A 21,539-nucleotide genomic window follows, 5' to 3' on the forward strand; every position below is an offset into this window, starting at 1 on the left:
GTCGAGCCGCGGCCGGGAGGCTGGAGCATGAGCATCTGGTGGTCACTCCACTTGCGGCGTGAAGCTGCGAGCGTTCCGCTCGCCCGACGCCTCCTGCTCGGCACGATGGAGACGGCGGGCGTCGACCCCGACGTCTCCTACGACCTCTCCGTCGCCCTCACCGAGGCCTGTGCGAACGCCGTCGAGCACGGCGGTGACGCGGTGCACGGCGCCTCCTCGGAGGCGTACCGGGTCACCGCCTACCTCGACGGCGAGAAGTGCCGTATCGAAGTCACCGACTCCGGCCCGGGGTTCGCCTTCTCCGCGACCCCCCGCCCCGCCCGCCCCGACGCCGAGCACGGCCGGGGCCTCGGGCTGATCAGGGAGCTGGCCGACCACGTCCACATCGGCCACAAGCCGGGGCGTACGGGCACGGTGGTGAGCTTCGACAAGATCCTCAAGTGGCGGGACGACTCACCGCTGATGGCGGTGTGAGGGACGCGGGTCCTCGCGGCGCCCTGTGGGCTCTCGGTTTCCTCGTCGCGGCGGCCGGACGGATCGCGGCCTTCAACGACAGGGGCCCCGCGGCCCCCCTCTGCGGGTCGTCGGTCTCCGCGAGTACGGCACCTCGGGGCCACAGGAACGGCCGGCCGCCCTGCTCACCGTGATGTCCACGCTCCGGGACGCGAAACTTCCGTACACGGCGGGCCCGTTGGGCCTCGGACATGTGCAGGCGGGTGCCCTGGCGATCTCCACGCGCGCGTGGAGCGCACGGGGGAGGGCGGGTCTCCTGGCGGGCCCGCTGCTCCTGGACGCGCTCCGGTCAGGGGGCCGGCGGCCGAGACCGCCGGGGCCGGTGGCCCAGCGGCACGTTCAGCCGTCTCCCAGCACCTTCACCAACACCTCCAGCGCCTCCGGGTACGCGCGCTCCCGAGGCGTCCCGTAGCCGACCACGAGTCCTTGCGGCCGCCCCTCGCCGGGCGTGTGCCAGTGGTCTCCCAGGTGCCCGACGGCGAGCCCCTCGGCCTCGGCCCGCTTCAGCGCCGCTTCCTCGTCGGCGACCTCCACGAGCGCGTGCAGCCCGGCGGCGATCCCACGCACGTCGTGCTTTCCGCCGAGCCGGTCCAGGAGCTGGTCCCTGCGTCTGCGGTATCTGAGCCGGCACGCGCGCACATGCCGGTCGTAGGCATGGCTGTCGATGAGTTCGGCGAGCGCCAACTGGCCGATGGACTCGGTGTGGTGGTCGCTGTGCAGCTTGGCGTCGGCGACCGCGTCGACCAGGTGCGGCGGCAGCACCATCCAGCCGAGCCTGAGCGCGGGCCCGAGCGTCTTCGAGGCGGTGCCCAGGTAGACGACCCGCCCCGGCGCCATTCCCTGGAGCGCGCCCACGGGCTGCCGGTCGTAGCGGAACTCCCCGTCGTAGTCGTCCTCGACGATCAGCCCGCCACGCGCGCGTGCCCAGTCCGTGAGCGCCCGCCGCCGCTCGGGGTGCAGCGTCACACCGGTCGGGTACTGGTGCGCCGGTGTGACGACGACCGCCTTGAGGTCCCCCAACTGCTCGGCGCACAGGCCCCGTTCGTCCACCGGCACCGGCACCACACGTCCCCCGTTGCGCCGCACCACCTCCCGGTGGAACGGCAGCCCCGGGTCCTCCATGGCGATGTCGGCACCGTCCAGCACCCGCGTGAGCAGCGCCAGCCCCTGCACATACCCAGAGGTGATCACGATCCGCTCGGGCGGCGCGATCACCCCGCGCGCCCGTCCCAGATACCCCGACAGCGCGGACCGCAGCTCGATACGGCCGCGCGGATCCCCGTAGTCGTACGCCAGCAGCGGCGCCGTCGCGATGGCCCGCCGCAGCGCCCGCAGCCAGGCCGCCGCCGGAAACGCCCCGACGTCCGGACTGCCGGGCCGCAGATCGAAACGCGGGGTACGCGCGCGTGCGGCCGCCTCCGGCGCATCGGCGTCCAGGGAGGGCAACGAGGCGACCTGGGTACCGGAGCCCTGCCGGGCCGTCAGATACCCCTCGGCCACCAGCTGGTCGTAGGCGGCCTTGGCGGTCCCCCGCGAGACACCGAGCTCGGAGGCGAGCCGCCGGGTGGCGGGCAGCCGCGTCCCGGGCGCGAGCCGTCCGTCCCGCACGGCGTCGCGGAGCGCCCGCTCGAGCCCGACCCGCCGCCCGTCACCGGAATCGGGCTCCAGATGCAGGTCGACTCCGACGCCGGACCAGAAGTCGTCCACGACGACGCTCCCCCCCCAAGGTTGGTGATTCCAGGCACGTCAATGGCCGGGCACCTCCCTGGTACCCGGCCATCCGTCTCGTATCAGCTCTTGAGCGAGGCCATCCACGCCTCGACCTCGTCGGACCGGCGCGGCAGCCCGTCCGACAGGTTCCGGTTGCCGTCGGCCGTCACGAGGATGTCGTCCTCGATCCGGACGCCGATGCCCCGGTACTCCTCCGGCACCGTCAGGTCGTCGGCCTGGAAGTACAGCCCCGGCTCGACCGTGAGCACCATCCCGGGCTCCAGCGTCCCGTCGACGTACGACTCCACGCGCGCGGCAGCGCAGTCGTGCACGTCCATGCCGAGCATGTGCCCGGTGCCGTGCAGCGTCCACCGCCGCTGCAGCCCGAGCTCCAGCACCCGCTCCACGGGCCCCTCGACGAGCCCCCACTCGACGAGCCGCTCGGCGAGCACCCGCTGCGCGGCATCGTGGAAGTCGCGGTACTTGCCGCCCGGCTGCACCGCCGCGATACCGGCTTCCTGGGCGTCGTACACGGCGTCGTAGATCTTCTTCTGGATCTCGCTGAAGCGCCCGCTGATCGGCAGGGTGCGGGTGACGTCGGCCGTGTAGTACGTGTGCGTCTCGACGCCCGCGTCCAGGAGCAGCAGGTCGCCCGAGCGCACCGGCCCGTCGTTGCGCACCCAGTGCAGCGTGCAGGCGTGCGGCCCGGCGGCGGCGATCGTGCCGTAGCCGACGTCGTTGCCCTCGACGCGCGCGCGGAGGAAGAACGTGCCCTCGATGTACCGCTCGGAGGTCGCCTCAGCCTTGTCCAGAACGCGTACGACGTCCTCGAAGCCGCGGACCGTCGAGTCGACGGCCTTCTGCAGCTCGCCGATCTCGAACTCGTCCTTGACCAGCCGCGCCTCGGAGAGGAAGACCCGCAGCTCCTCGTCGCGCTCGGCGGTGACCTTGTCGGTCAGCGCGGCCTCGATCCCGGCGTCGTACCCGCGCACGACCCGCACCGGACCGGTGGCCTCACGCAAAGCGTCGGCCAGTTCGCGCACGTCGGAGGCGGGGATGCCGTACAGCTTCTCCGCCTCGGTGAGGGAGTGCCGGCGGCCGACCCACAGCTCGCCCTGGCCGGAGAGCCAGAACTCGCCGTTCTCCCGGTCGGAGCGCGGCAGGAGGTAGATCGTCTCCTGGTGACCGTCCGCGGTCGGCTCCAGGACCAGCACGCCGTCCTCGGTCTGGTTGCCGGTGAGGTACGCGTACTCGACGGACGCGCGGAAGGCGTAGTCCGTGTCGTTCGAACGGGTCTTCAGGTTGCCCGCCGGGATCACCAGACGCTCGCCCGGGAAACGCGCCGACAGCGCGGCGCGCCGCGCGGCGGTCTCGGCGGCCTGGGCGATCGGCTCCAGTTCGTGCAGCTCCGTGTCGGCCCAGCCGGACTTCATGTTCTCGGCCAGCTCGTCGGACACACCCGGGTACAGGCCGTTCTTGCGCTGCTTGATCGGCTCTTCAGACTCAGTCTCCGGGGTCTCCGGGGTGAGTTCCTCGGCCACGGTCATCCTCCTCGATACGGCACTGGACCGCCTCCATCGTACGGTCGTACGGAAGGGGGCCCGGGCCCGGAAGATCCTTACCGACTGCTACTCGAAGCGGGCCGCCAGCAGCACCACGTCCTCATCGCTCTCGGCCGCGTCCAGCCCGTCCGGCAGCACCGTCCGCAGTACGTGGTCGGCGATCGCGTCCGGGTCGTGCCGCAGCGCCCTGGGGACGCCGGCCGCCGCCGCGTGCAGCCGGGCGAAGGCGCGGTCGGTGGGGTCGCCGGTGCGGTGCAGCAGACCGTCGGTGTAGAGCAGCACCGTCTCGCCGCGTTCCGCCTGGAACTCCATGCTCGGCGCCTCCCAGCAGGCGAGCATCCCGAGCGGCGCGGACACGGACGTCTCCACGAACTCCGTGCGCCGCTCGCCGACCAGCAGCGGCGGGCAGTGCCCGGCACCTGCCAGCGTGATCTTGCGCAGGGAGGGCTCGCAGTAGGCGAACAGGGCGGTCGCGGAGCGGGCGGGCTCGGTGAGGCGGAGCAGCAGCTCCAGGTCGGACAGGACCGCCACCGGGTCCTCGCCCTCCATCACGGCGTACGCACGCAGGGACGCCCGCAGCCGCCCCATCGCGGCCACCGCGCTCGGCCCGGAACCGGTGACCGAGCCGACTGCGAGACCCAGCGCGGCGTCGGGCAGCGGCAGCGCGTCGAACCAGTCGCCGCCGCCGCGCGGACCGGTGCGGTGGCGGGCGGCCAGCTGGACGCCCGCCACCCGGGGGAGCCGGGACGGCAGCAGCTCCTCGGCCATCGTCGTCATGCACGCGCGTGTGCGCTCCACCTCCACCAGCCGGGCCAGGTGCTCGCCGGCGTAGCGGGCGTAGAGCCCGACGAGGTGGCGCTGCCGCTCCAGCGGTTCGGCGGGCTCGTCGTAGAGCCAGACGGCGGCGCCGAGACGGCCCGAGCGCTCGCCGGCCAGGGGCAGGGCGTAGCAGGCGGCATAGCCGAGACGGGCGGCCACCTCGCGATGGCGGGGGTCGAGCCCGTCCTCGGCGAAGAGGTCCGGCTGGGCGATCTCGCCGTCCCCGCCCGGCAGCCCCTCGAGGATGCGGCCGTACGACATGGCACTGCGCGGCACCGTCTCGATGTGCCCGAGGTCGGCGCGGGCGAGGCCGAGGCCGATGGTGGTGTCCGGTCCGAGGCCGTCGACCGGTTCCAGCACGACAAGACCGCGCCGGGCGCCGACGAGGGCGGCTCCGGCGCGCAGCAGTTCCGTCAGGGCGTCCGCGAGTGAGTCCGTGCGGTTCAGGCGTTCGGTGAGTTCATGGAGGGTCGTGAGGTCCGAGACCCAGCCGGCCAGCCGGTCGGTGAGCAGCGCCCCCGGGGGATTGGGCGGCGGGACCGGTGAGGTACCCGGGACTGCGGGCGCGGGCGCGACAGTGTGTGCGGGCGACGGAACCGTTGAATCGATTCCGGCCACTTTCGGAGGGTGAGGGGCGTTCATGTCGTCCGGCTTCCCGACCGGTGCGTATTGCTCAAAAGCATCGCAAACCCCCATGTCATTCTGCGCCGCTAGCAGTGTCTCCACATGTACACGCACTCGTAAGGGGATGTCCAGCATTGTCCTGCTGGGATTCCTGGTGTCCATGGGCACCGAGTGATCCCCTTGTCTAAAAGCAAATTTGGCTTAAAACTGACTCGGGTAACGGGGTATTGCGGTCGACTGGGCTTGCTCGACGGAGCGTCACAGCGGTCGTGATGGGTACGTACTCGGAGAAGGCCAGGGGTGGTGGACCGCCACCCGGAACCTGGTGACCTACTCCGGGCGTCTTAGCCACCGACGACCGAGCCCCATCCTCCCGTGGCGGAGGCGAAGAGAAATACGCGGAACGGCAAACGCCAGACTTCGCCACCCCCACGCCACGCCCATGCTTTTGATGGACGCAGCATGGACGAGGCCGCCGCGGATGCAGTCAACGTTCGGCCCATAGGGGTTCCCCTTGCCCAGAGCAGGGGTGTGATGCGCCAACAGGTACGCACAGTGAAGTGATCGACACATGGTGTGATGTGGCCCCCACGGTGTTGCCAGCGGTGCAACGGAAAGGAACGAGCGCTCATGCGCGAGATCCTCGGAAGGCGACGCAGGCTCCTGTCCCAGCGCAGCGACGGAAGGCCTGAGTTGATCAGCGCGGCCCTGACCTTCGCGACGGAATGGCAGTGGCCCGTACTCCCGGGTGTGGCGGCGGACCCGCAGGCGCGTTCCCGCTGCGGTTGCCCCGACGCGGAGTGCACGGTGCCCGGCGCGCATCCCTTCGACCCCGGGCTGCTCGCGGCCACCACCGACGCCCGCATGGTGCGCTGGTGGTGGAGCAACCGGCCGGCGGCGCCGGTCATCCTGGCCACCGGTGGCAAGGCCCCCTGCGCGGTGAGCATGCCGGCCCTCGCCGCCTCGCAGGCCCTGACCGCACTCGACCGCATGGGCATGCGCCTCGGCCCGGTCGTCGCCTCGCCGAGCCGCTGGGCGATCCTGGTGAAGCCGTACAGTCTGGAGCAGTTGGGCGAGCTCCTCTACGCCAAGGACTTCGTCCCCGGCTCCCTCCGCTTCCACGGCGAGGGCGGCTATGTGGCCCTGCCCCCGTCCGAGACCGGCGAGGGCGAGATCCGCTGGGAGCGCGCGCCCCTGCCCGGCTCCGCCTCCCCCTGGGTCCCCGACGTCGAGGCCGTGGTGGACGCAGCCGTCGAGGCCCTCACTCGTACGGGTGTGAGCGCGCCCGAGTTGTAGGGGTGTCCGGCGCGCGCGGGACGGCACGCGCCCGCGTGCTCGTTATCTTCCGCACATGCTGCATGATCCTGGGGGACACCCCCCAGACCCCCGAATCCGTCTGCTCGCCATGGCGGGCGTAGTGGTGTGCGCAGTCGTGCTGCCGCTGGCCGTGGCGTCCGCGGGACCGGCGGGCGACGAGGGGCACACCGTCGTGCGTGCCCCCGCGCGCGCATCCGTACGCGCCTCCCCGCGTCCCGAGGACGCAAAGGCGCCCTCCGCCGCCCCCGCCCCTTCCCCCCTGCTGCTCGATCTCGGCCTGGACACAGCCGTCCGCTGCGGCCCCGAACTCACCTCCCCCGAAGGCGTCGAGGCGCAGACCTGTGTGCTCACGCAGGGCGAGGACACCTGGGCGCGCACCTACTACCGCAATGTGACCGGCAAGGCCCTGGACTCCGCACTGAGTCTGATGGGGCCCGGGGGCCGCACCGTGCAGCTGAGCTGCGCCGTGGGCGCCGAGGACGAGCCGGGGATGTGCGAGACACCCCGGCAGCACACCCGGGGCGCGCTGGACGCCTACACGGCGGTCGCGGAGTTCGCGGGCCGGGCCGGACACGGTCCGCTGCTGCTGCGCTCCGGGAGCAACTCCACGAAAAGCACCGGGAGTTGACGGGCGACCGCACTCCGTAAAGGAACCGCGCACATGAAAAGACCCGGTTGCTGGCGACGGGGGATGCACCAGCAACCGGGCTACTGGAACGGTAACAAGAGATCCGCGGTTCGCAAATTCGATCCGGGCTTTCCAGTCACGTATTTGCTTGTTCCCAGCGGGACTTGTGAGCGGAGTCACCGGTTCCGAAAGATCGGGTTCGGCTGACTGGTCGGTCAGCCGGACCCGGTCTCGTCACTCTTCGTCAACTCAGCGTGACCTGGCGGTTGGTGAGGCCGCCGCGTGCGCGGCGCTCGTCGGCCGTCAGCGGAGCGTCCGAAGCGAGGGCCGTCGCGAGGCGCTCGGCGAACTCGGCCGCCGGCTTCTCGATGTCGTCCGCGCCGACCCCGCTCGGCAGGTCCCAGACCGGGACGGTGAGCCCGTGAGCGCGGAAGGAACCCACGAGGCGGGTGCCTTCACCGAGGTTCGACCGGCCCGCCGCGTGCAGCCGGGCGAGGGCGTCCAGAAGCTGCTCCTCCGGGTACGGCATGACCCAGCGCAGGTGGTTCTTGTCCGGCGTCTCGCACCAGTACGCGGCGTCCACGCCGGTGAGCTTCGCGGTCGGGATGGCCGCGGCGTTCGCACGCTCCAGGGATGCGGCCACCTCCGGCGTGGCGTTCTCGGAGTCCGGGACCCAGAACTCGAAACCGCTGTGCACAACTGGCTCGAACACGCCTTCGGGATCGAGCAGATCCTGCAGCCGCGGACCGTCGGCCGGAGCGCGCCGGCCCTCGATCGGTGTGCCGGGCTCGGCGGTCAGCGCGCGCTGGAGGGTGTCGGCGAGGTCGCGGCTGATGTCCCCGGACGCCGTGTCGTTCTGCAGGCCCAGCAGCACCGAGCCGTCGTCGCGGCGCAGCGCCGGCCAGGCCATCGGCAGCACCGTCGCCAGCGTGAGGGACGGGACGCCCTCGGGCAGGCCGCCCTTCAGGGGAAGCTCCACCGTGGCGGCCGGCACCAGTTCGCGCAGCGCCACCCAGTCGCACTCGCCCGGAAGCCCCTCGAAGGGACGGTGCACCAGCTCGGTGACGGCGTGTGCGGCGGCCCGTCCGTGACAGGCCTTGTAGCGGCGGCCACTGCCACACGGGCAGGGCTCGCGGGCGCCGACGACCGGGACCTCACCCTCCGTGATCTGCGGGCGCTTGGCCTTCGTCTGGGGTCGCTTCTTGGCCATCGTGGGTGTCTCCCGGTTACGGCTCGTCTGGTACGGCGGGAGCCTAGCCGTTCACGCCCTGCGTCACGGGGACCTGTGGACAGCCAGGTGTTCAGTCCAGGTCGTCGAACGCGTCCGCGAAGTCCAGGCCCGGCATCGCCGGGATCCTCGACACCGTCGGTGCGGTGACGCGCGTAGCGAAGCCGTCGCGTCCCAGCCGGGCGTCCGGGTCGTGGACGTCCTCGTGCACGACGACCCACACGGTGACCTCGCCGCGGGCGTCGTCCCGTACGCCCCAGTCGTCGGCCAGCGCGGTGATGATGTTCAGCCCGCGGCCGCCGTGCGCGGTGACCGAGGGCGTGGCCGGAGCCGGGCGGGTGGGCCCGCCGCCGTCCGTCACCTCCACCGTGAGCCGACCGCTGCGGTCGACCCGCCATGCGGCCCGGACGTCTCCGTCCCCGGCCAGGGCGTCGCCCAGTGGCCGGCCGTGCTTGCACGCGTTGCTCAAGAGTTCGGAAAGAATGAGTACGGCATCGTCGATCACGGCGTCCGGCACGCCGCCCGAGCGCAGTTGCTCGCGCATACGGTGTCGCGCCTCCCCCACGCCCGCAGGGCCATGGGGTACGGCCATGCTCGACGACGTGGGCACCTCCTGTGCCACCACCAACGCCACCCCCGAGACCTCCTTTGCCCCACGCCACGGTGTGGATGCCCCATTGGCCTGTACCGGAAACCGGCCAATCCACGTTCAGTGACGCATTCGCAACGATCGAATACGGAGTGAATGCGCCGGGGCACTCCCTGTAGCCGTGTGGCTGGATTTCGATTGTGGCCGAGTCTGGAGGATGGTGCCCGAGTGCCTGGTGGGTCAAGGGTTCTTCACAGGTCTTTACCAGTGACGAACAGTGACGAACCGTAGTGACGGACCGTGGTGCCACACAGCGAGGAGCACCGCTCAGCGGCCGAGCTGACGCAGAACCGCACGTGGGCGGTTGGTGATGATGGCGTCGATGCCCAGGTCGACGCAGAGATCCACGTCCTGGGGCTCGTTCACCGTCCACACGTGCACCTGGTGGCCGGCCGCCTTCAGGCGCTCGATGTACGCCGGGTGATTGCGCACGATCCGGATCGAGGGCCCCGCGATCCGGACACCCGCCGGGAGCCGTCCGTCGCGCAGCCGCGGCGAGACGAACTGCAGCAGATAGACCGTCGGCAGGGTCGGCGAGGCGGCACGCACGCGATGCAGCGAGCGCGCCGAGAAGCTCATCACGCGCACGGGCGACTCGGCGGCCGACGCCGGGGCGTCAAGACCGAACCGCTTCAGCAGCACCAGCAGCCGCTCCTCCACCTGCCCGGCCCAGCGCGTCGGGTGCTTGGTCTCGATCGCCAGCTCCACCCGCCGCCCCGCGTCGGCGACCAGCTCCAGCAGCCGCTCCAGGGTCAGTACGGAGGTGTCCTCCCGGTCCTCGGGCCGGAACTCCCAGTCGGGCTCCTCGTCGCGCGTGCGCCACAGCTCCCGCGTCCTGCGCGAGCCGAAGTCCAGGGCGGCGAGCTCCGCGAGCTCCAGCGCCGAGACCGCCCCGCGGCCGTTGGACGTACGGTTGACGCGACGGTCGTGGACGCACACGAGATGGCCGTCCGCCGTCAGGCGTACATCGCACTCGAGGGCGTCCGCACCGTCCTCGATCGCCTTCTTGTATGCGGCCAGGGTGTGCTCGGGGGCCTCCTCGGAGGCTCCGCGGTGGGCGACGACTTGAATCCGGTGCCGGCGTGCGTGGGTCACCGCGTCATGGTGCCACCGCAGGGGGGTAGTCGTGCGATCGGAGGAGCATAGATTGCGCCCCTTTTGCCTGTCATGGCCTATATAAAGAATGGCCCCGGACCCACAGGCACCGCTTATGGTGCCCTGACGGCTCATGGGAAAAGCTGACGGCATACAAAAGAACATGCACAGCTGCATCGCGCCGGACCGTCGAGAACGTGAACGAGCGTGACCGAGTGCGACCGAGAACAACAGCCGTGGACCGAGGAGAGAAGCTGTGAGCACCGAGAACGAGGGCACCGCGGTACCCCCGGCCCCGTCAGCACCCCCCGTGCCGGTGGATGCTCCCACTCCCTCGGCACCCGCCGCCTCCGAGGGGAGTGACCACACGGCCCCGCTTCCGCCCGTACCTCCGGGCGCCCCCGGCGCGCAGGAGCACACGCAGGAGCAGCAGCCGGCGCCCGCGGGCTCGGCCCCGGACGCCTCCTGGCCGCCGCCTGCCGTGCCCTCCTACGCCGACGGCGGCGCCAGCGGGGCGGGCTCCGGCTGGGGCTCCTCGTACCAGCAGCAGCCCGCACCGAAGTCCGGCCGCGGCGGTCTCGTGGCCGCGATCCTGGTGGCCGCGCTGGTCGCCGGCGGTCTGGGCGGCGGCCTCGGTTACACGCTGGCCAAGAACAACGACGACAACACCGGCTCCACCACGGTCTCCGCCGCCACCAGCGGCGGCGCCGTCAAGCGGGACGCGGGCACGGTCGCGGGCGTGGCCGCCAGGGCGCTGCCGAGCACGGTCACCATCGAGGCCGAGTCCACCAGCGGAGAAGGCGGCACCGGCACCGGTTTCGTCTTCGACACCCAGGGCCACATCGTCACCAACAACCACGTGGTCGCGGACGCGGTCGACGGCGGCAAGCTCACGGCGACCTTCCCGAACGGCAAGAAGTACGACGCCGAGGTCGTCGGCCACGCGCAGGGCTACGACGTGGCGGTCATCAAGCTCAAGAACGCCCCCTCGGACCTCAAGCCCCTGACCCTGGGCGACTCCGACAAGGTGGCCGTGGGCGACCCGGCGATCGCCATCGGTGCCCCCTTCGGTCTGTCCAACACGGTCACCACGGGCGTCATCAGCGCCAAGAACCGCCCGGTGGCCTCCAGCGACGGTGCCGGCAGCAACGCCTCGTACATGAGCGCCCTGCAGACGGACGCCTCGATAAATCCGGGCAACTCCGGTGGCCCGCTGCTCGATGCGTCGGGCAACGTCATAGGCATCAACTCGGCGATCCAGTCCACCGGCAGCGGCGGCCTCGGCGGCTCCAGCCAGTCCGGCTCGATCGGCCTGGGCTTCGCCATCCCGATCAACCAGGCCAAGTACGTCGCCCAGCAGCTGATCAAGACCGGCAAGCCGGTCTACGCGAAGATCGGCGCGTCCGTCTCCCTGGCGGACTCCTCCAGCGGCGCGAAGATCACCGAGCAGGGCGCCGGCGGCTCCGCGGCGGTCGAGTCCGGCGGCCCCGCCGACAAGGCGGGACTCAAGCCCGGTGACGTGATCACCAAGCTCGACGACCGCGTCATCGACTCCGGCCCCACCCTGATCGGCGAGATCTGGACGCACAAGCCCGGCGACCAGGTCACGATCACCTACCAACGCGACGGCAAGTCCCACACGGTCCAGCTCACCCTGGGCGCGCGGCAGGGCGACAGCTGACCTCGCGCTTCGGACCCGGTGCGGGCCACGGCCCGCACGAGACACACAGTGCCGGTACGCTGTACCCGCTCCGCCCCTGGTGGGCGGCAGCGGGGTGGGTTGCCCGAGCGGCCTAAGGGAACGGTCTTGAAAACCGTAGTGGCGTGAGAGCGTCACCGTGGGTTCGAATCCCACCGCCTCCGCAGGTCAGAGACGTGCTGGTCAGAGAGGGTGTCCCCAGTGAGGGGGCACCCCTTCTGCATGGAGGGTGTCTCACCTTGATCCGGCTATGTCGCGTTGTGGATCAGTGCGTGTGGACCAGGCGTGGACCAAGGTTCGGCGGAATGCAGCCGCGTAACTGCTGGTCAGCGGCGTTCCATGGCCCGGAGTGTGGACCATACCCAGGACGCGACAAAGGCGCCACCCTCTCCCCGGCGTGGGGTGAGGATGGCGCCTGTTGGGTGGGCGGCCGTGCCGTCTACTCCTCTTCGGCTGCCTCCAAGGCCCGCTCGATCTGTTCGTTCGAGCGCTGCTGGTTGCGGTGAATCGCCTTGGCGTAGAACCGAAATAGAACCGCGATGCTGTGTCCGGCCCGGCGTGCGACTTCGGCCGGGGAGACGCCGGACTCAAGCCAGAGCGAGACGCCCGCGTGGCGCAGGGAGTACGGCACGTCAGCCAGCGGTGAGGCAGCCTCGGGCTCTGTCAGCACGGCGAGCCGGGCCGCCTTCCAGACCTCTCCGTACTCCTTGGACAGGAGATGGCCACCCTGGGACGCACGGAACAGCCGACCGTCTTCGGCAGTGCCGAACTCCTTGATGTGCTCGCGGACCAGGCGGACCAGCACGGGCGGAATGGGCACCGGTCGGGTCGCCTTACGGGCCCGCTTCTTCAGGCCGCGCGTATCGAACGACTCGCCCGTGTCGGTCCATCCGGAGCCGACTCGGGGCATGCTCGTGGAGAGCAGGACTTCACCCCAGCCCACTTCGGGAAGGGTGAAGTCGTCCTCACGCAGACTGACCGCCTCACCAGGGCGGTTGGCCGCGTAGTAGAGGCAGCCGAAGAACGCCGTCAGATGCCGCCCGCGTTCGCCCTGCTCGGTGACAGCCTCGATGAGGGCCTTTGCCAGCTTCGGGCCGGGGACGAACCGGAAGTCGATCTCGTCATCGGTCTCGGGCGCTGTCCAGTCCACCTTGTCGAGGGGCAGGGTCGTCAGCAGCTCTCGTTCCACGGCGTAGCGCAGGCAGTTGCTGAAGACGGTCCGCTTGCGGTTCACCGTGTTCTCGGCAGCGGCCGTGCCGTCCTGCTTCAACTTCAGCGCGTCGAGGGCGGTCCGTACCACCGACGGTGTGTTGAGGTCGGTGATGTCCACCGACTTCCGAGCGATCCAGTCCAGCGCGGCCACGATGTCGGCCGGGGGTTCTTCGAGGTCAAGACGGGGCTTCAGCGTCCCGTCGTCGTCCAGGACGAACCTGTAGACCCACGAGTAGAGCGCGATCCGCAGCACCTTGGGGGCCGGAGCCCCGCGCTTGTCCTTGACCAGCTTCGGCGTGATGGTCGCCAGCGTGTCAGCAATGCTCGCGCGGTGCTTGGCCGAGGCGCCCGGCCACTTCATCTCGGCGTACGCACGGGTATGGGCGTACCAGGTGGAGGAGTTGAGCGCCTGGACCTCCGAGGCGGGCAGGCCGGTTTCCGTGTCGAACTGCTCGCGGTTGCGCAGTGCGGTCAGCAGCTCCGAGCGTCGACCGTCGGCCTGAGCCTTGATTTTATAGCTCTTGGAGAAGGGCCGGGGACCGACGCGCCACCGAAGCTGATAGGCCGCCGCACGGTCGGGCCGCTTGCGGATGCCCCAGATCTGAACGTCGTAGGTCAGCATGCTTCCGGCACCTCGCAGGCGTCGAACCAGGCGTCGAGGTCAGCCCGGCGTATGCGGATCTGACCGTTCGGCAGCTTCAGATGCCTGGGCGCCTTGCCCCGAGCGCGCATCCGGTAGAAGGCGGCGCGGGAGACCCCGATCTCGTCCAGCGCTTCCACCAGCTTCAGGGTCTGCTTATCGGCCTTGGGCGAAGTGGTCACAGCCAGGGCTCTCCTTCGGACTTGATCTGTTCGGAGTGGGCGATGTCGCGGCGGACCTGGGCGGCGAGGAGTTCTTCGCCGGGGCGGTAGCCGCTGCTGAGGTAGGTCCACGAGGAAGCGGTGACGAGGGTGGTGTTCTCGTCGGCCGTGGGGAGGCCGGCGCGGGCACGGGCGGCTTCGGCCTGGGCGAGACGCCAGGCACGGCGTACGTCGCGGAGTGCGCCGAGGGTGGTGGAGTAGGCGCGGGATTTGGTGGAGAAGTGGCCGCGGAAGCCGAGCATGTGGGCCCACTTCCAGAGCTTGAGGTGGGCGAGCTCCGGCAGGTGGCCGAGGTCCCAGGCGGTACGGATCATCTGCCGTACGTGGTGCTGGACGGGCAGGGCCTTGATGGGTTCGGCCTGTCCGGTGCCGTCGCAGTCGGCGCACCGGTCGTGGAAGCCGTCGGGGCCGCGTACGTAGCCGCGTCCGGCGCAGGGGCGGCACATCAGGGTGCGGTCTACGGTGCCCGCACCTTCGGCGTTCTTGGTGGCGTACTTGGCGACGTATCCGGCGACCTTGTTCTCGGTGTACTCGGCAACGCGGGCGTCGGTGAGTTTGCCGTCGCCCAGGGCGGTGATGGGGTCGACCTTGAACCGGCCGCCCCAGGCGATGACGCGTTCGCCGATGGCGTCGGAGGCGATGGTGAGCCGGGCACGCTTGACCGCCAGGCCCACGGCGGCGCTCAGGGCGTCGAAGGTGGCCCAGGCCGGGGGCGGGCTGGTGTGGCCGTCGGGCCCGTCGAAGCGGATCACGGCGTGGAAGTGGACCAGGCCGCGCTTCTGGTACTCGGCGACCTTGGCGAAGGAGACGCGCAGAGCGGCGTTCAGCGCCTTCTGGGTCATGCCGAGGTGTTCGGCCAGGGCACGGCGCAGGTAGGTGGTGAAGCGCGCCCACAGCTGACCGGCGTGCGCATTCCAGAGCACTGCGCCCGTGTAGTCGTAAGTGGCCGGGTTCAGCGGGGTGCCCAACGCCGGGTCATCCTCGGTGTGTTGGGCGCCGCAGCGGCAGGGGCGGAGCTTGCCCGCGTGGTCGGCCTTGCGGTTGTGGACCGGGCCGAACGAGGGGGCGGTGAGGGTGACGAAGGCGCGGGGGTGGTCGCGGACGGTTTCGGCGACATCCTTGCCGCCGGACAGTCCGGCCTTGATCAGGTGGTAGGTGTCGGCGGCGTACACCCGTGAACAGGCGGGGCAGCGGGAGGCACGGCGGTTGCCGCAGGTGGTCAGCAAACGCCCGGAGGGTTCGTCCTCAGAGCGGTAGGAGCGGACCACTTCCTTGGTGGTCGGGTCGGTGGTGATGGTCCAGCCGTGGAGGTTGACGGGGCTGGTGCAGCCGTGCAGGTCGCGGACCTGTTCGGTGACGCGGTCGAAGTCGTGGGTGTTGGCCAGCTCGATCAGGTCCCGCACGCTGGGGCTGATCAGGTGGTGCAGGTCGAGGTCACGGCGGTGCATGGGTGGCGGGGTCTCCCTTCTGGCGCGAGGGTGGGACCTGCGGGCAGCAGCGAATTGCGCTCGGGCTGCTGCCCGCAGGCATGACGAGTCGGGCCCAGGGGCGGGCGAGGGGGAGGAGCGCCGGTAGGCCGGCGGGGGAAGCGCGGCTCTACAGAGCGGCGTGGAGAGCGGTGGCCATGGGCAGGCCGATGCCGAGCCGCCTCTTGAGCTGAGCCGGGGTAATCGTTTCTCCGTGCTCGGCCTGGTGCGATGCGGCGATGGAGCGCGCCTCGGTCAGCAGCGGCTCAGGCACCTTGAGTGCGGGCGTGGCAGGGACGGGGGCCGGAGCGGGTACGGCCGGGCGAGCCTGCGAGGGAGCAGGAGCAGGAGCGGGAGCCGGGACGGGGGCAGGTTCCGCAGCGGTGACCGGGGGCAGGGGCGTCGAGGCGGGTTCCTGCTCGGTGGAGGCCGGGGCGGACTCTTGGGCCGGTTCGGTCTCCGCAGCAGTGGCCGGGGCGGTGGTGTCGGAGGCGACCGCGTGGAAGGAGTGGAGGAGCTGCGGCCCGACCGCACCCCAGCCGAGGAGCAGCAGCGGGGCCACGGCGTCGACGGCTGCACGACCGTAGTGCCCGGCGACCACGGGTTCGGCGATGTTGAGGGCCAGGGTCAGCAGGCCGGAGACGTGCATGAGGCGGGTGGCCGCTTTCATCTGCTCGGGCGGGACGCCGCGCAGGGAGAGGTAGCGCAGGGCCACGAGGAGCCCGACCACGGACAGGTCGACCATCGGGGCGATGAGCGGTGCGATGGGCGCGGGGACGCCCAGGCGCAGGGCCAGGGCCCAGACGTTGCCGAAGGAGAAGACGAACGCGAGCGCGGCGATGACGATCATCACGGCGGTGATGGTGCGCTGAGTGATCCGGTCCTCAGTCATGGGTGTTCACCTCCTTTCCGGGTGAAGGCGCGAGGGGTTGGTCTGACGAGTCAGGCCGCCATGGGCGGGGTGGTGTTGTCCGGGGCGGACTTGGTGAGGTCGACGCCGGGGAGCTGGGCGGTGAGCAAGTCGGCCGGGTCGGCGGTGAGATGGGCGGTCTGCTGGGCGATGGCCGCGCTGTCCCTGCCGGACACGAAGGGCGTGCGGATACGGGTGAACCCCGGCTGGGACTGGTGGTTCATGGAGGCGACGCCGACATAGGAGCGGTCCTGAAGGTTGATCGGGTTGGCGTCGGGCCACTCCCGGATGTCCTCACCGAGCGCGGCGACGGCAGCCTCTGCGGTCTTCTGCGCGAAGGACAGACCGATGGGGCACACGTCGCGGATGAACGTGGGGATCGCGTCACCCGTGGACTTCTGGGTGGCGAGGATGACGAGGATGCCCATGCTGCGGCCCTTCTTCACCAGGTCCTCAACGAGGCGGGCGTTCTCGGCGGCGAGCGCGGCGAGCTTCTTCGTCTTGGGGTCGCTCCCCTTGTGGTCGCGGAAGTAGGTGTGCGCCTCATCGATGATCACGACGACGAGCGGCCATGCTGCGGACGGGCCGACCTCCCACATGCTCTGCACCCCGAGGATGCGCTCAGCGGCTGAGACGCGGGCACGGCGCAGCTCCACCAGCCGCCGGAACAGGGCGTTGGCCTCTTCGAGGTCGTCACCGACGAAGCCGAACATCCGCTTCACAAGGTGGGCGTAGTCGCCCTCCCTTGCGGTGGACACCTTGCCGTCCGCGCACACGAACTGAATCGCGGGCGAGGGTGCCCAGTCGCAGATCAGCCGGTTGATGAGCGAGGTCTTGCCGAAGCCGGGAAGGCCGGCCACGGTCACACCGGGCACCTGCGTGAGGTCGACGGACACGGGCTGTGCGTACTCGTCCAAGCCCAGGTCCCACCGGGCGATCTCGTCCGGTACCTCACCGGTGGGGCGGTGCTCGGTCTTGAACTTCAGCGGATCCAGCCGCACGCCGCGAATGACCACCTGCCCAGGCTTGTCCTGGGTGACCGCGACCCGCGTGCACCTCCAGGCATCAGCCAGGTGCGGAGCCGCCTTCTGGAACTGCTCCAGGCCCACGCCGGGCAGGCACGTGGCCCGCGCGATCACCCCGTACATGTCGTGCGTGACCTTCAGGGCGGGGACCAGGACACGGGGCTTGATCGGCTTGCCCTGCGTATTCGACAGCGACGCCAGCGCGGTTGGCGTCTTGTCCGTGGCCGACAGCTTCAGCATCGGCGCGAGCCGCTTCCAGCCCCGCCGGATGCGTACGGCCTGCCGGATGGACTGCCGTGTCATGGCATCGGCGCGTATGTAGCGGACCACCCACCACATCGACCAGCCCACCAGCACGGCCAGCGCCACGCCGACCACCAGAGGAAGGAAGCCGAAGGCCCCGCCCGTCGGATCGTTGAAGTCCTTCATGCGTTGCTCTCCTGAGGGGTGTAGAGGAAGGCCGCCAGGGCCGATTCGAGGGCCGCCCAGTCCTCCAGGGCGGCGAAGCGGGGGTAGCCGTAGCCGACGAGCACGGCCGCCACCGAGTTGACGAGGGATTCGCTGAACCGGGGGTCCGGCCCGGCGTGAGCCAGCGGGTAGCTGCGCTCAGCGCCGAACCGGAATGCGGTGCCGCTCACGCCGCGTCAGCCTCAGCAGCCGGGGCAAGACCGCCGACCAGGTCCAGGCGCTCGGCGCGGTAGGCGATGCCGTCCGAGAGCGAGCCGTTGAAGATCCGAGCCCACGGGGTGGCGAACAGCTCCACGGGCATCACCGGCACGCCCGGCTTGAGGCCGTTGGGCAGACCGGTCTCCGGAACGGTGACCTTCAGTGCCTCGGCGCGGTCCTCCTCCATGAAGAAGAGGGTGATCGTGTAGAGCTTCGCGCCGGTCTCACGGTCCTTCGCGAACTGGGTCTTCTCGGCGTCGGAGTACTTCGGCACCGCCTGGGTGCCGACCATGAACGACGCGGAGGGGAGCAGACCAACACGGATGCGAGCCATGGGTGTTACGTCCTTTCGGTAGGTGCTCCGCCAGGGGTGGCGGGGCGTGATCAATAGAACCTCGCTCAGCTAGCAATGTCAAGCGAACGAAGAGTGCTAGCTGTGTTTGGTTGGGTGTGACTGCCTCTGGCTTTATGGGGGTGCCTTTGTCAGAGGGGTGTGCTAGGCCAGCTAGATCTGGCTACCCTGATAGGTATGACACCTGCCAGCCCTGCTAAGCCCGACCGCCGGCCGCCCTACCAGCACGCAGCCGACGAGCTTCGGCGTGAGATCAAGGCAGGCCGCTACAAGCCGGGTGAGCAGCTTCCCTCCTACCGCGAGCTGCAAGAACGCTTCGGGGTGGCCAACATGACCGCCCGTTCTGCGCTCGGGGTGCTCCGGGATGAGGGGCTGATCTACACCATCCAGGGTCGGGGCAGCTTCGTCAGCGACTTCGAAGGCACTGCTGTCGGCTACACCGCGCCCGCCTGGTACCTAGGGAAGTCGACCGAGGCCCCTGCTGGGGAGGCTGCCGACGACACCTCCCGCAGTGGAGTACCTGACGGCGTGAAGATCGCCTACAGCGTCTCCCGTGAGGGGGAGGCCGACAGCCCCGAGGCCGCCGAGCCCACCCTCACCGAGATGCTCAGCGCATTGCGCGACGAGATCCGGGCGCTCAGTGCGGAGCACCAGGAATTGCGCCGGGAAGTCGAGGAACTGAAGAAGGCCCAGCAGTAACCGTCTTAGCCGCCGCGGCCTTGAGCTGAGCGACCTCCTGCCGCATTTGCCTTGCCTCATGGCCGAGCCTCGCCACCATGGCAACCATTTCCCGAACCCCCCCGGTTGCCTCTGCCACTTCCCGGCTGTGAATGCTGACCAACTCCCCTTCTGAGTCGCGTATGTGCTCGGTCATGTCGCCCCGTTCGCTGGTGTGCCGTTGTTGCGTACCGCGTTCAGCCAACCGCCGAGGGCTTGCCCGAAGGCTTGCCCAGCGGCCATTCACCGCCGGATCAGGGCTTGCCCGTACTTCCCGGCAAGCCGTCATCGCGGCTGTTGAGCTAGGTCTACCGGCCAGACCGGACACGTCCGAGGCGTGCGGCGCTGCGCTCCCGCAGGGCGGGCCAAATCCGTCCTTCGGATTCCCGCGCGTCCCGTTGGGCGGGAACTCGTGCCTCCATGCGCGCACGTCACTCGTCCTTCCAGTCGTCGGCTAGGAGCATCAATGGTCCGGAGAATCGCCGGTTTGGGTAACCGGCGATCGTCGGCTATATTTCGCCGCTCGCCCCGTCGCGCATCACCTATAGGGGTCGAAAAATCCGCATCGGCGTGACGCCCATTCCTGTGATCCACGCCACTCCTTCATCTCCGCCTTCTGGCTCAGTCGCTTGCTACAGGTGCCAACGGCCCCCATCGGTGTGACACCTCCTTCCGTGACCTGGGTCACTCGATCTCAAATCGCCCCTCCTACTCCAGGAAGGGGAGCGAGGGGGCGACCGGAGTGACAGCACTTTTGGTCACGAATTCATAACGCGAGGTTGTGAGTGCCGTTTCGCTCATCACGAGAACTGTGCAGCCCTCAGCCTGTGGATAAATTCCGCCGACCGCCGGAACGAATGGGCATCAATACGGCTGTAAGAGGTCATAACGGCATCGAAGCTGTGGAACGGATGGGAAGGCGAGGACAGCGCATGGCTCTGCGACCGGCCACGGGCCCAGGGCCCCGGAGCTGTGCAGAGTTTCTTTACTGGATCAAGGCGGCCCGCCTACGGCGGGCCGCGCGCGCTGGCGGCCAAGGGCCGCCGCCGCTCCTTGTCTCCGCCACCGCTCCGGCGGCCCCCACCCGCTCAGCGCGCAGGCATGCCGAGGCGGACAACCAGACCAGGAAGCCACCCGACCACTTCGAGCACCAGGACCAGGCCAACGCCTACCGAGCACGGCCGCGCCAACCCAACCGTCCACTGGTTCAAGGCCGCAGGGCCCTCAGTGCCGCAGCTTGAGCCCAGCTGCCATGCCCCGCGGACGACGCCCAGGCCGGGGCGAGGCGCGGCCCGTGACGCATGAAGGCAACGTGGCTGAGGTTGGCGGGGGCTTGCTGGAAGCACACGTGACGGGTGCTCGTTCGACTCCCCCGCCGCAGTGGCTGACTTTCGGTGGCTCAGCTCAGAACCCTCTCCAAATCGGCAAGGCGGAACCGGGGTTACAGGCGCACCCACGTTCGGGCACGCCAACTACCCCGGTACCATCGGCAACGGGGTCCTGATCAGGGCTTCCGCGACCGGACCACCCGGAATGCTGTCCAGGCTGAGGGGTGGTCCGGTCTTCGTTTTGTCGGGCGTGGTCGTGCGAGCGGCGCGGTCTACGGGCGCTTCGCATTCAGCTCAGGGCTTTGCCCACCTCGTAGATGGTGGGCCGGTCCTCTGGCGCGTGGCTGAGCATCGCGTCGATCAGCTCTCCCAACTCCCCTGACGCCTTGACCGGCCGTCGCCGACCGTTCGCCACGGCCTCTCTCTGCACCGAGCGGGGAGCGTCGTCCGGGTACTCCATCGCCCGCCAGCCGGTGGCGGAGATGAGGAGCGAGGCGCCGAGCGCGTAGATATCGGCTTCCGGCGTCGGCTCGGCCTTGCCCGTGTCGATTACGCTCCGGGCGATCTCCGGTGCCTCGTAGTGGACGAGGCAGCCGCGGAACGGGAAGTCGTACCCCTCGGGTACCTGGCCGCCCCGGGCGAGGGCGAGGTCGATGAGGTGGGTGCGCTCCGGCCCAATGATGAAGTGGGCGGGCTGTAGGTCACCGTGGGCCCAGCCCCTGGCGTGGAGTTCGGCCAGCGCCTCGACGCAGCCCAGTGCCACGCTCATGTGTGGTGCGATGGACGAGCCAGGCCGACGGCACGGCTCCCAGAGTCGGTACAGGTCCGGTCCTTCACGCCAGGGCTGGAAGTTCCAGGTTCCTCGCTCCCACTCGCCGTACGCGAAGTCGACGAGGCCAAGGCGATGGAGCACAGCCCCTTCGCGAGCGGGCGCGAGGGCGGTCCAGGGCTGGGCGGACCACTCGGCCGTGGCCTCGATCGGATAGCCGACTTTCACGGCGTAGTGGCCGCGATGGCTCTGCACCTCCCAGACCGTGGAGCCACGGCGGTTGAGGACCAGGCGCTGAGCCGTCGGCATCAACGCGTCCAGCACCACGATCGGCAGTTCAGGGGATGACCCGGACAACGTCTGTTCTCCTTCCAGGCAAACGCGGCCGA

At 70.0% G+C, this 21,539-nt stretch carries 19 protein-coding genes and 1 tRNA gene; 6 read left to right on the forward strand and 14 right to left on the reverse strand.

The features are described 5' to 3' along the window. Positions 1-27 precede the first annotated feature (27 nt). Positions 28-474: an ATP-binding protein gene (locus ABD355_RS26950; protein ID WP_344403263.1), complete on the forward strand. Its 447-nt coding sequence runs from the start codon at positions 28-30 to the stop codon at positions 472-474. Positions 475-852: 378 nt separating this feature from the next. Here the strand turns inward: ABD355_RS26950 and pdxR are convergent, their stop codons facing one another. The 3 genes from pdxR to ABD355_RS26970 all read right to left on the reverse strand — a co-directional run bounded on the left by pdxR (position 853) and on the right by ABD355_RS26970 (position 5,363). After that, the gene (gene pdxR, locus ABD355_RS26960; protein ID WP_344403264.1) at positions 853-2,220 is read right to left on the reverse strand and encodes a MocR-like pyridoxine biosynthesis transcription factor PdxR; all 1,368 of its coding nucleotides are present in this window, start codon (positions 2,218-2,220) and stop codon (positions 853-855) included. Between the two features lie 83 nt (positions 2,221-2,303). Then, positions 2,304-3,764, reverse strand: a complete 1,461-nt coding sequence (locus ABD355_RS26965; protein WP_344403265.1) for an aminopeptidase P family protein — start codon at positions 3,762-3,764, stop codon at positions 2,304-2,306. 87 nt (positions 3,765-3,851) lie between these two features. Then, on the reverse strand, positions 3,852-5,363 hold the full coding sequence (locus ABD355_RS26970; RefSeq protein ID WP_344403471.1) for a PP2C family protein-serine/threonine phosphatase: 1,512 nt from the start codon (positions 5,361-5,363) through the stop codon (positions 3,852-3,854). Positions 5,364-5,858: 495 nt separating this feature from the next. Between ABD355_RS26970 and ABD355_RS26975 the strand changes: the two genes are divergently transcribed. Together ABD355_RS26975 and ABD355_RS26980 are read left to right on the forward strand one after the other, a co-directional pair. After that, entirely contained in the window at positions 5,859-6,524 is a 666-nt protein-coding gene (locus ABD355_RS26975) for a bifunctional DNA primase/polymerase (protein ID WP_344403266.1), read from the forward strand. Between the two features lie 55 nt (positions 6,525-6,579). After that, complete coding sequence (locus ABD355_RS26980; RefSeq protein WP_344403267.1) at positions 6,580-7,173, forward strand: hypothetical protein; 594 nt, start codon at positions 6,580-6,582, stop codon at positions 7,171-7,173. 244 nt (positions 7,174-7,417) lie between these two features. Here the strand turns inward: ABD355_RS26980 and ABD355_RS26985 are convergent, their stop codons facing one another. From ABD355_RS26985 to ABD355_RS26995, 3 genes are all read right to left on the reverse strand, one after another. Further along, entirely contained in the window at positions 7,418-8,383 is a 966-nt protein-coding gene (locus ABD355_RS26985; RefSeq protein ID WP_344403268.1) for a DUF5926 family protein, read from the reverse strand. Between the two features lie 91 nt (positions 8,384-8,474). Then, positions 8,475-9,035: an ATP-binding protein gene (locus ABD355_RS26990; RefSeq protein ID WP_425585791.1), complete on the reverse strand. Its 561-nt coding sequence runs from the start codon at positions 9,033-9,035 to the stop codon at positions 8,475-8,477. 282 nt (positions 9,036-9,317) lie between these two features. After that, positions 9,318-10,145 (reverse strand): glycerophosphodiester phosphodiesterase, encoded by an 828-nt coding sequence (locus ABD355_RS26995; protein ID WP_344403269.1) that lies wholly within the window; start codon positions 10,143-10,145, stop codon positions 9,318-9,320. A 256-nt stretch (positions 10,146-10,401) separates the two neighbouring features. Between ABD355_RS26995 and ABD355_RS27000 the strand changes: the two genes are divergently transcribed. After that, a complete protein-coding gene (locus tag ABD355_RS27000) occupies positions 10,402-11,826 on the forward strand; it encodes a S1C family serine protease (RefSeq protein ID WP_344403270.1) in 1,425 nt (474 codons plus the stop codon). An 89-nt stretch (positions 11,827-11,915) separates the two neighbouring features. Beyond that, positions 11,916-12,010: transfer RNA gene (locus ABD355_RS27005), tRNA-Ser, on the forward strand. A gap of 273 nt (positions 12,011-12,283) precedes the next feature. Here ABD355_RS27005 and ABD355_RS27010 read toward each other — a convergent pair. From ABD355_RS27010 to ABD355_RS27040, 7 genes are all read right to left on the reverse strand, one after another. Next, complete coding sequence (locus ABD355_RS27010; RefSeq protein ID WP_344403271.1) at positions 12,284-13,678, reverse strand: tyrosine-type recombinase/integrase; 1,395 nt, start codon at positions 13,676-13,678, stop codon at positions 12,284-12,286. Beyond that, positions 13,672-13,884: a helix-turn-helix transcriptional regulator gene (locus ABD355_RS27015; RefSeq protein ID WP_425585798.1), complete on the reverse strand. Its 213-nt coding sequence runs from the start codon at positions 13,882-13,884 to the stop codon at positions 13,672-13,674. The genes ABD355_RS27010 and ABD355_RS27015 overlap by 7 nt, the downstream gene beginning before the upstream one ends. Then, positions 13,875-15,365 carry a replication initiator gene (locus tag ABD355_RS27020; protein WP_344403273.1) on the reverse strand — a complete coding sequence of 497 codons (1,491 nt, stop codon included), beginning with the start codon at positions 15,363-15,365 and terminating at the stop codon, positions 13,875-13,877. The genes ABD355_RS27015 and ABD355_RS27020 overlap by 10 nt, the downstream gene beginning before the upstream one ends. 148 nt (positions 15,366-15,513) lie before the next feature. Next, a complete protein-coding gene (locus tag ABD355_RS27025) occupies positions 15,514-16,275 on the reverse strand; it encodes a DUF2637 domain-containing protein (RefSeq protein WP_344403274.1) in 762 nt (253 codons plus the stop codon). Positions 16,276-16,325: 50 nt separating this feature from the next. Beyond that, positions 16,326-17,747, reverse strand: a complete 1,422-nt coding sequence (locus tag ABD355_RS27030) for an FtsK/SpoIIIE domain-containing protein (protein ID WP_344403276.1) — start codon at positions 17,745-17,747, stop codon at positions 16,326-16,328. After that, entirely contained in the window at positions 17,744-17,956 is a 213-nt protein-coding gene (locus ABD355_RS27035; RefSeq protein ID WP_344403278.1) for a hypothetical protein, read from the reverse strand. Before ABD355_RS27035 ends, ABD355_RS27030 begins: the two co-directional genes overlap by 4 nt. Then, complete coding sequence (locus ABD355_RS27040) at positions 17,953-18,318, reverse strand: SCO3933 family regulatory protein (protein ID WP_344403279.1); 366 nt, start codon at positions 18,316-18,318, stop codon at positions 17,953-17,955. Before ABD355_RS27040 ends, ABD355_RS27035 begins: the two co-directional genes overlap by 4 nt. Before the next feature lie 195 nt (positions 18,319-18,513). On the opposite strand from ABD355_RS27040, the gene ABD355_RS27045 reads away from it, so the two are divergent. Further along, positions 18,514-19,035: a GntR family transcriptional regulator gene (locus tag ABD355_RS27045; protein ID WP_344403280.1), complete on the forward strand. Its 522-nt coding sequence runs from the start codon at positions 18,514-18,516 to the stop codon at positions 19,033-19,035. 1,635 nt (positions 19,036-20,670) lie between these two features. Here the strand turns inward: ABD355_RS27045 and ABD355_RS27050 are convergent. Next, entirely contained in the window at positions 20,671-21,507 is an 837-nt protein-coding gene (locus ABD355_RS27050) for a protein kinase domain-containing protein (protein ID WP_344403281.1), read from the reverse strand. Positions 21,508-21,539 lie beyond the last annotated feature (32 nt).

This window comes from Streptomyces longisporus (genome assembly GCF_039532765.1).
Taxonomy (GTDB): Bacteria; Actinomycetota; Actinomycetes; order Streptomycetales; family Streptomycetaceae; genus Streptomyces; species Streptomyces longisporus.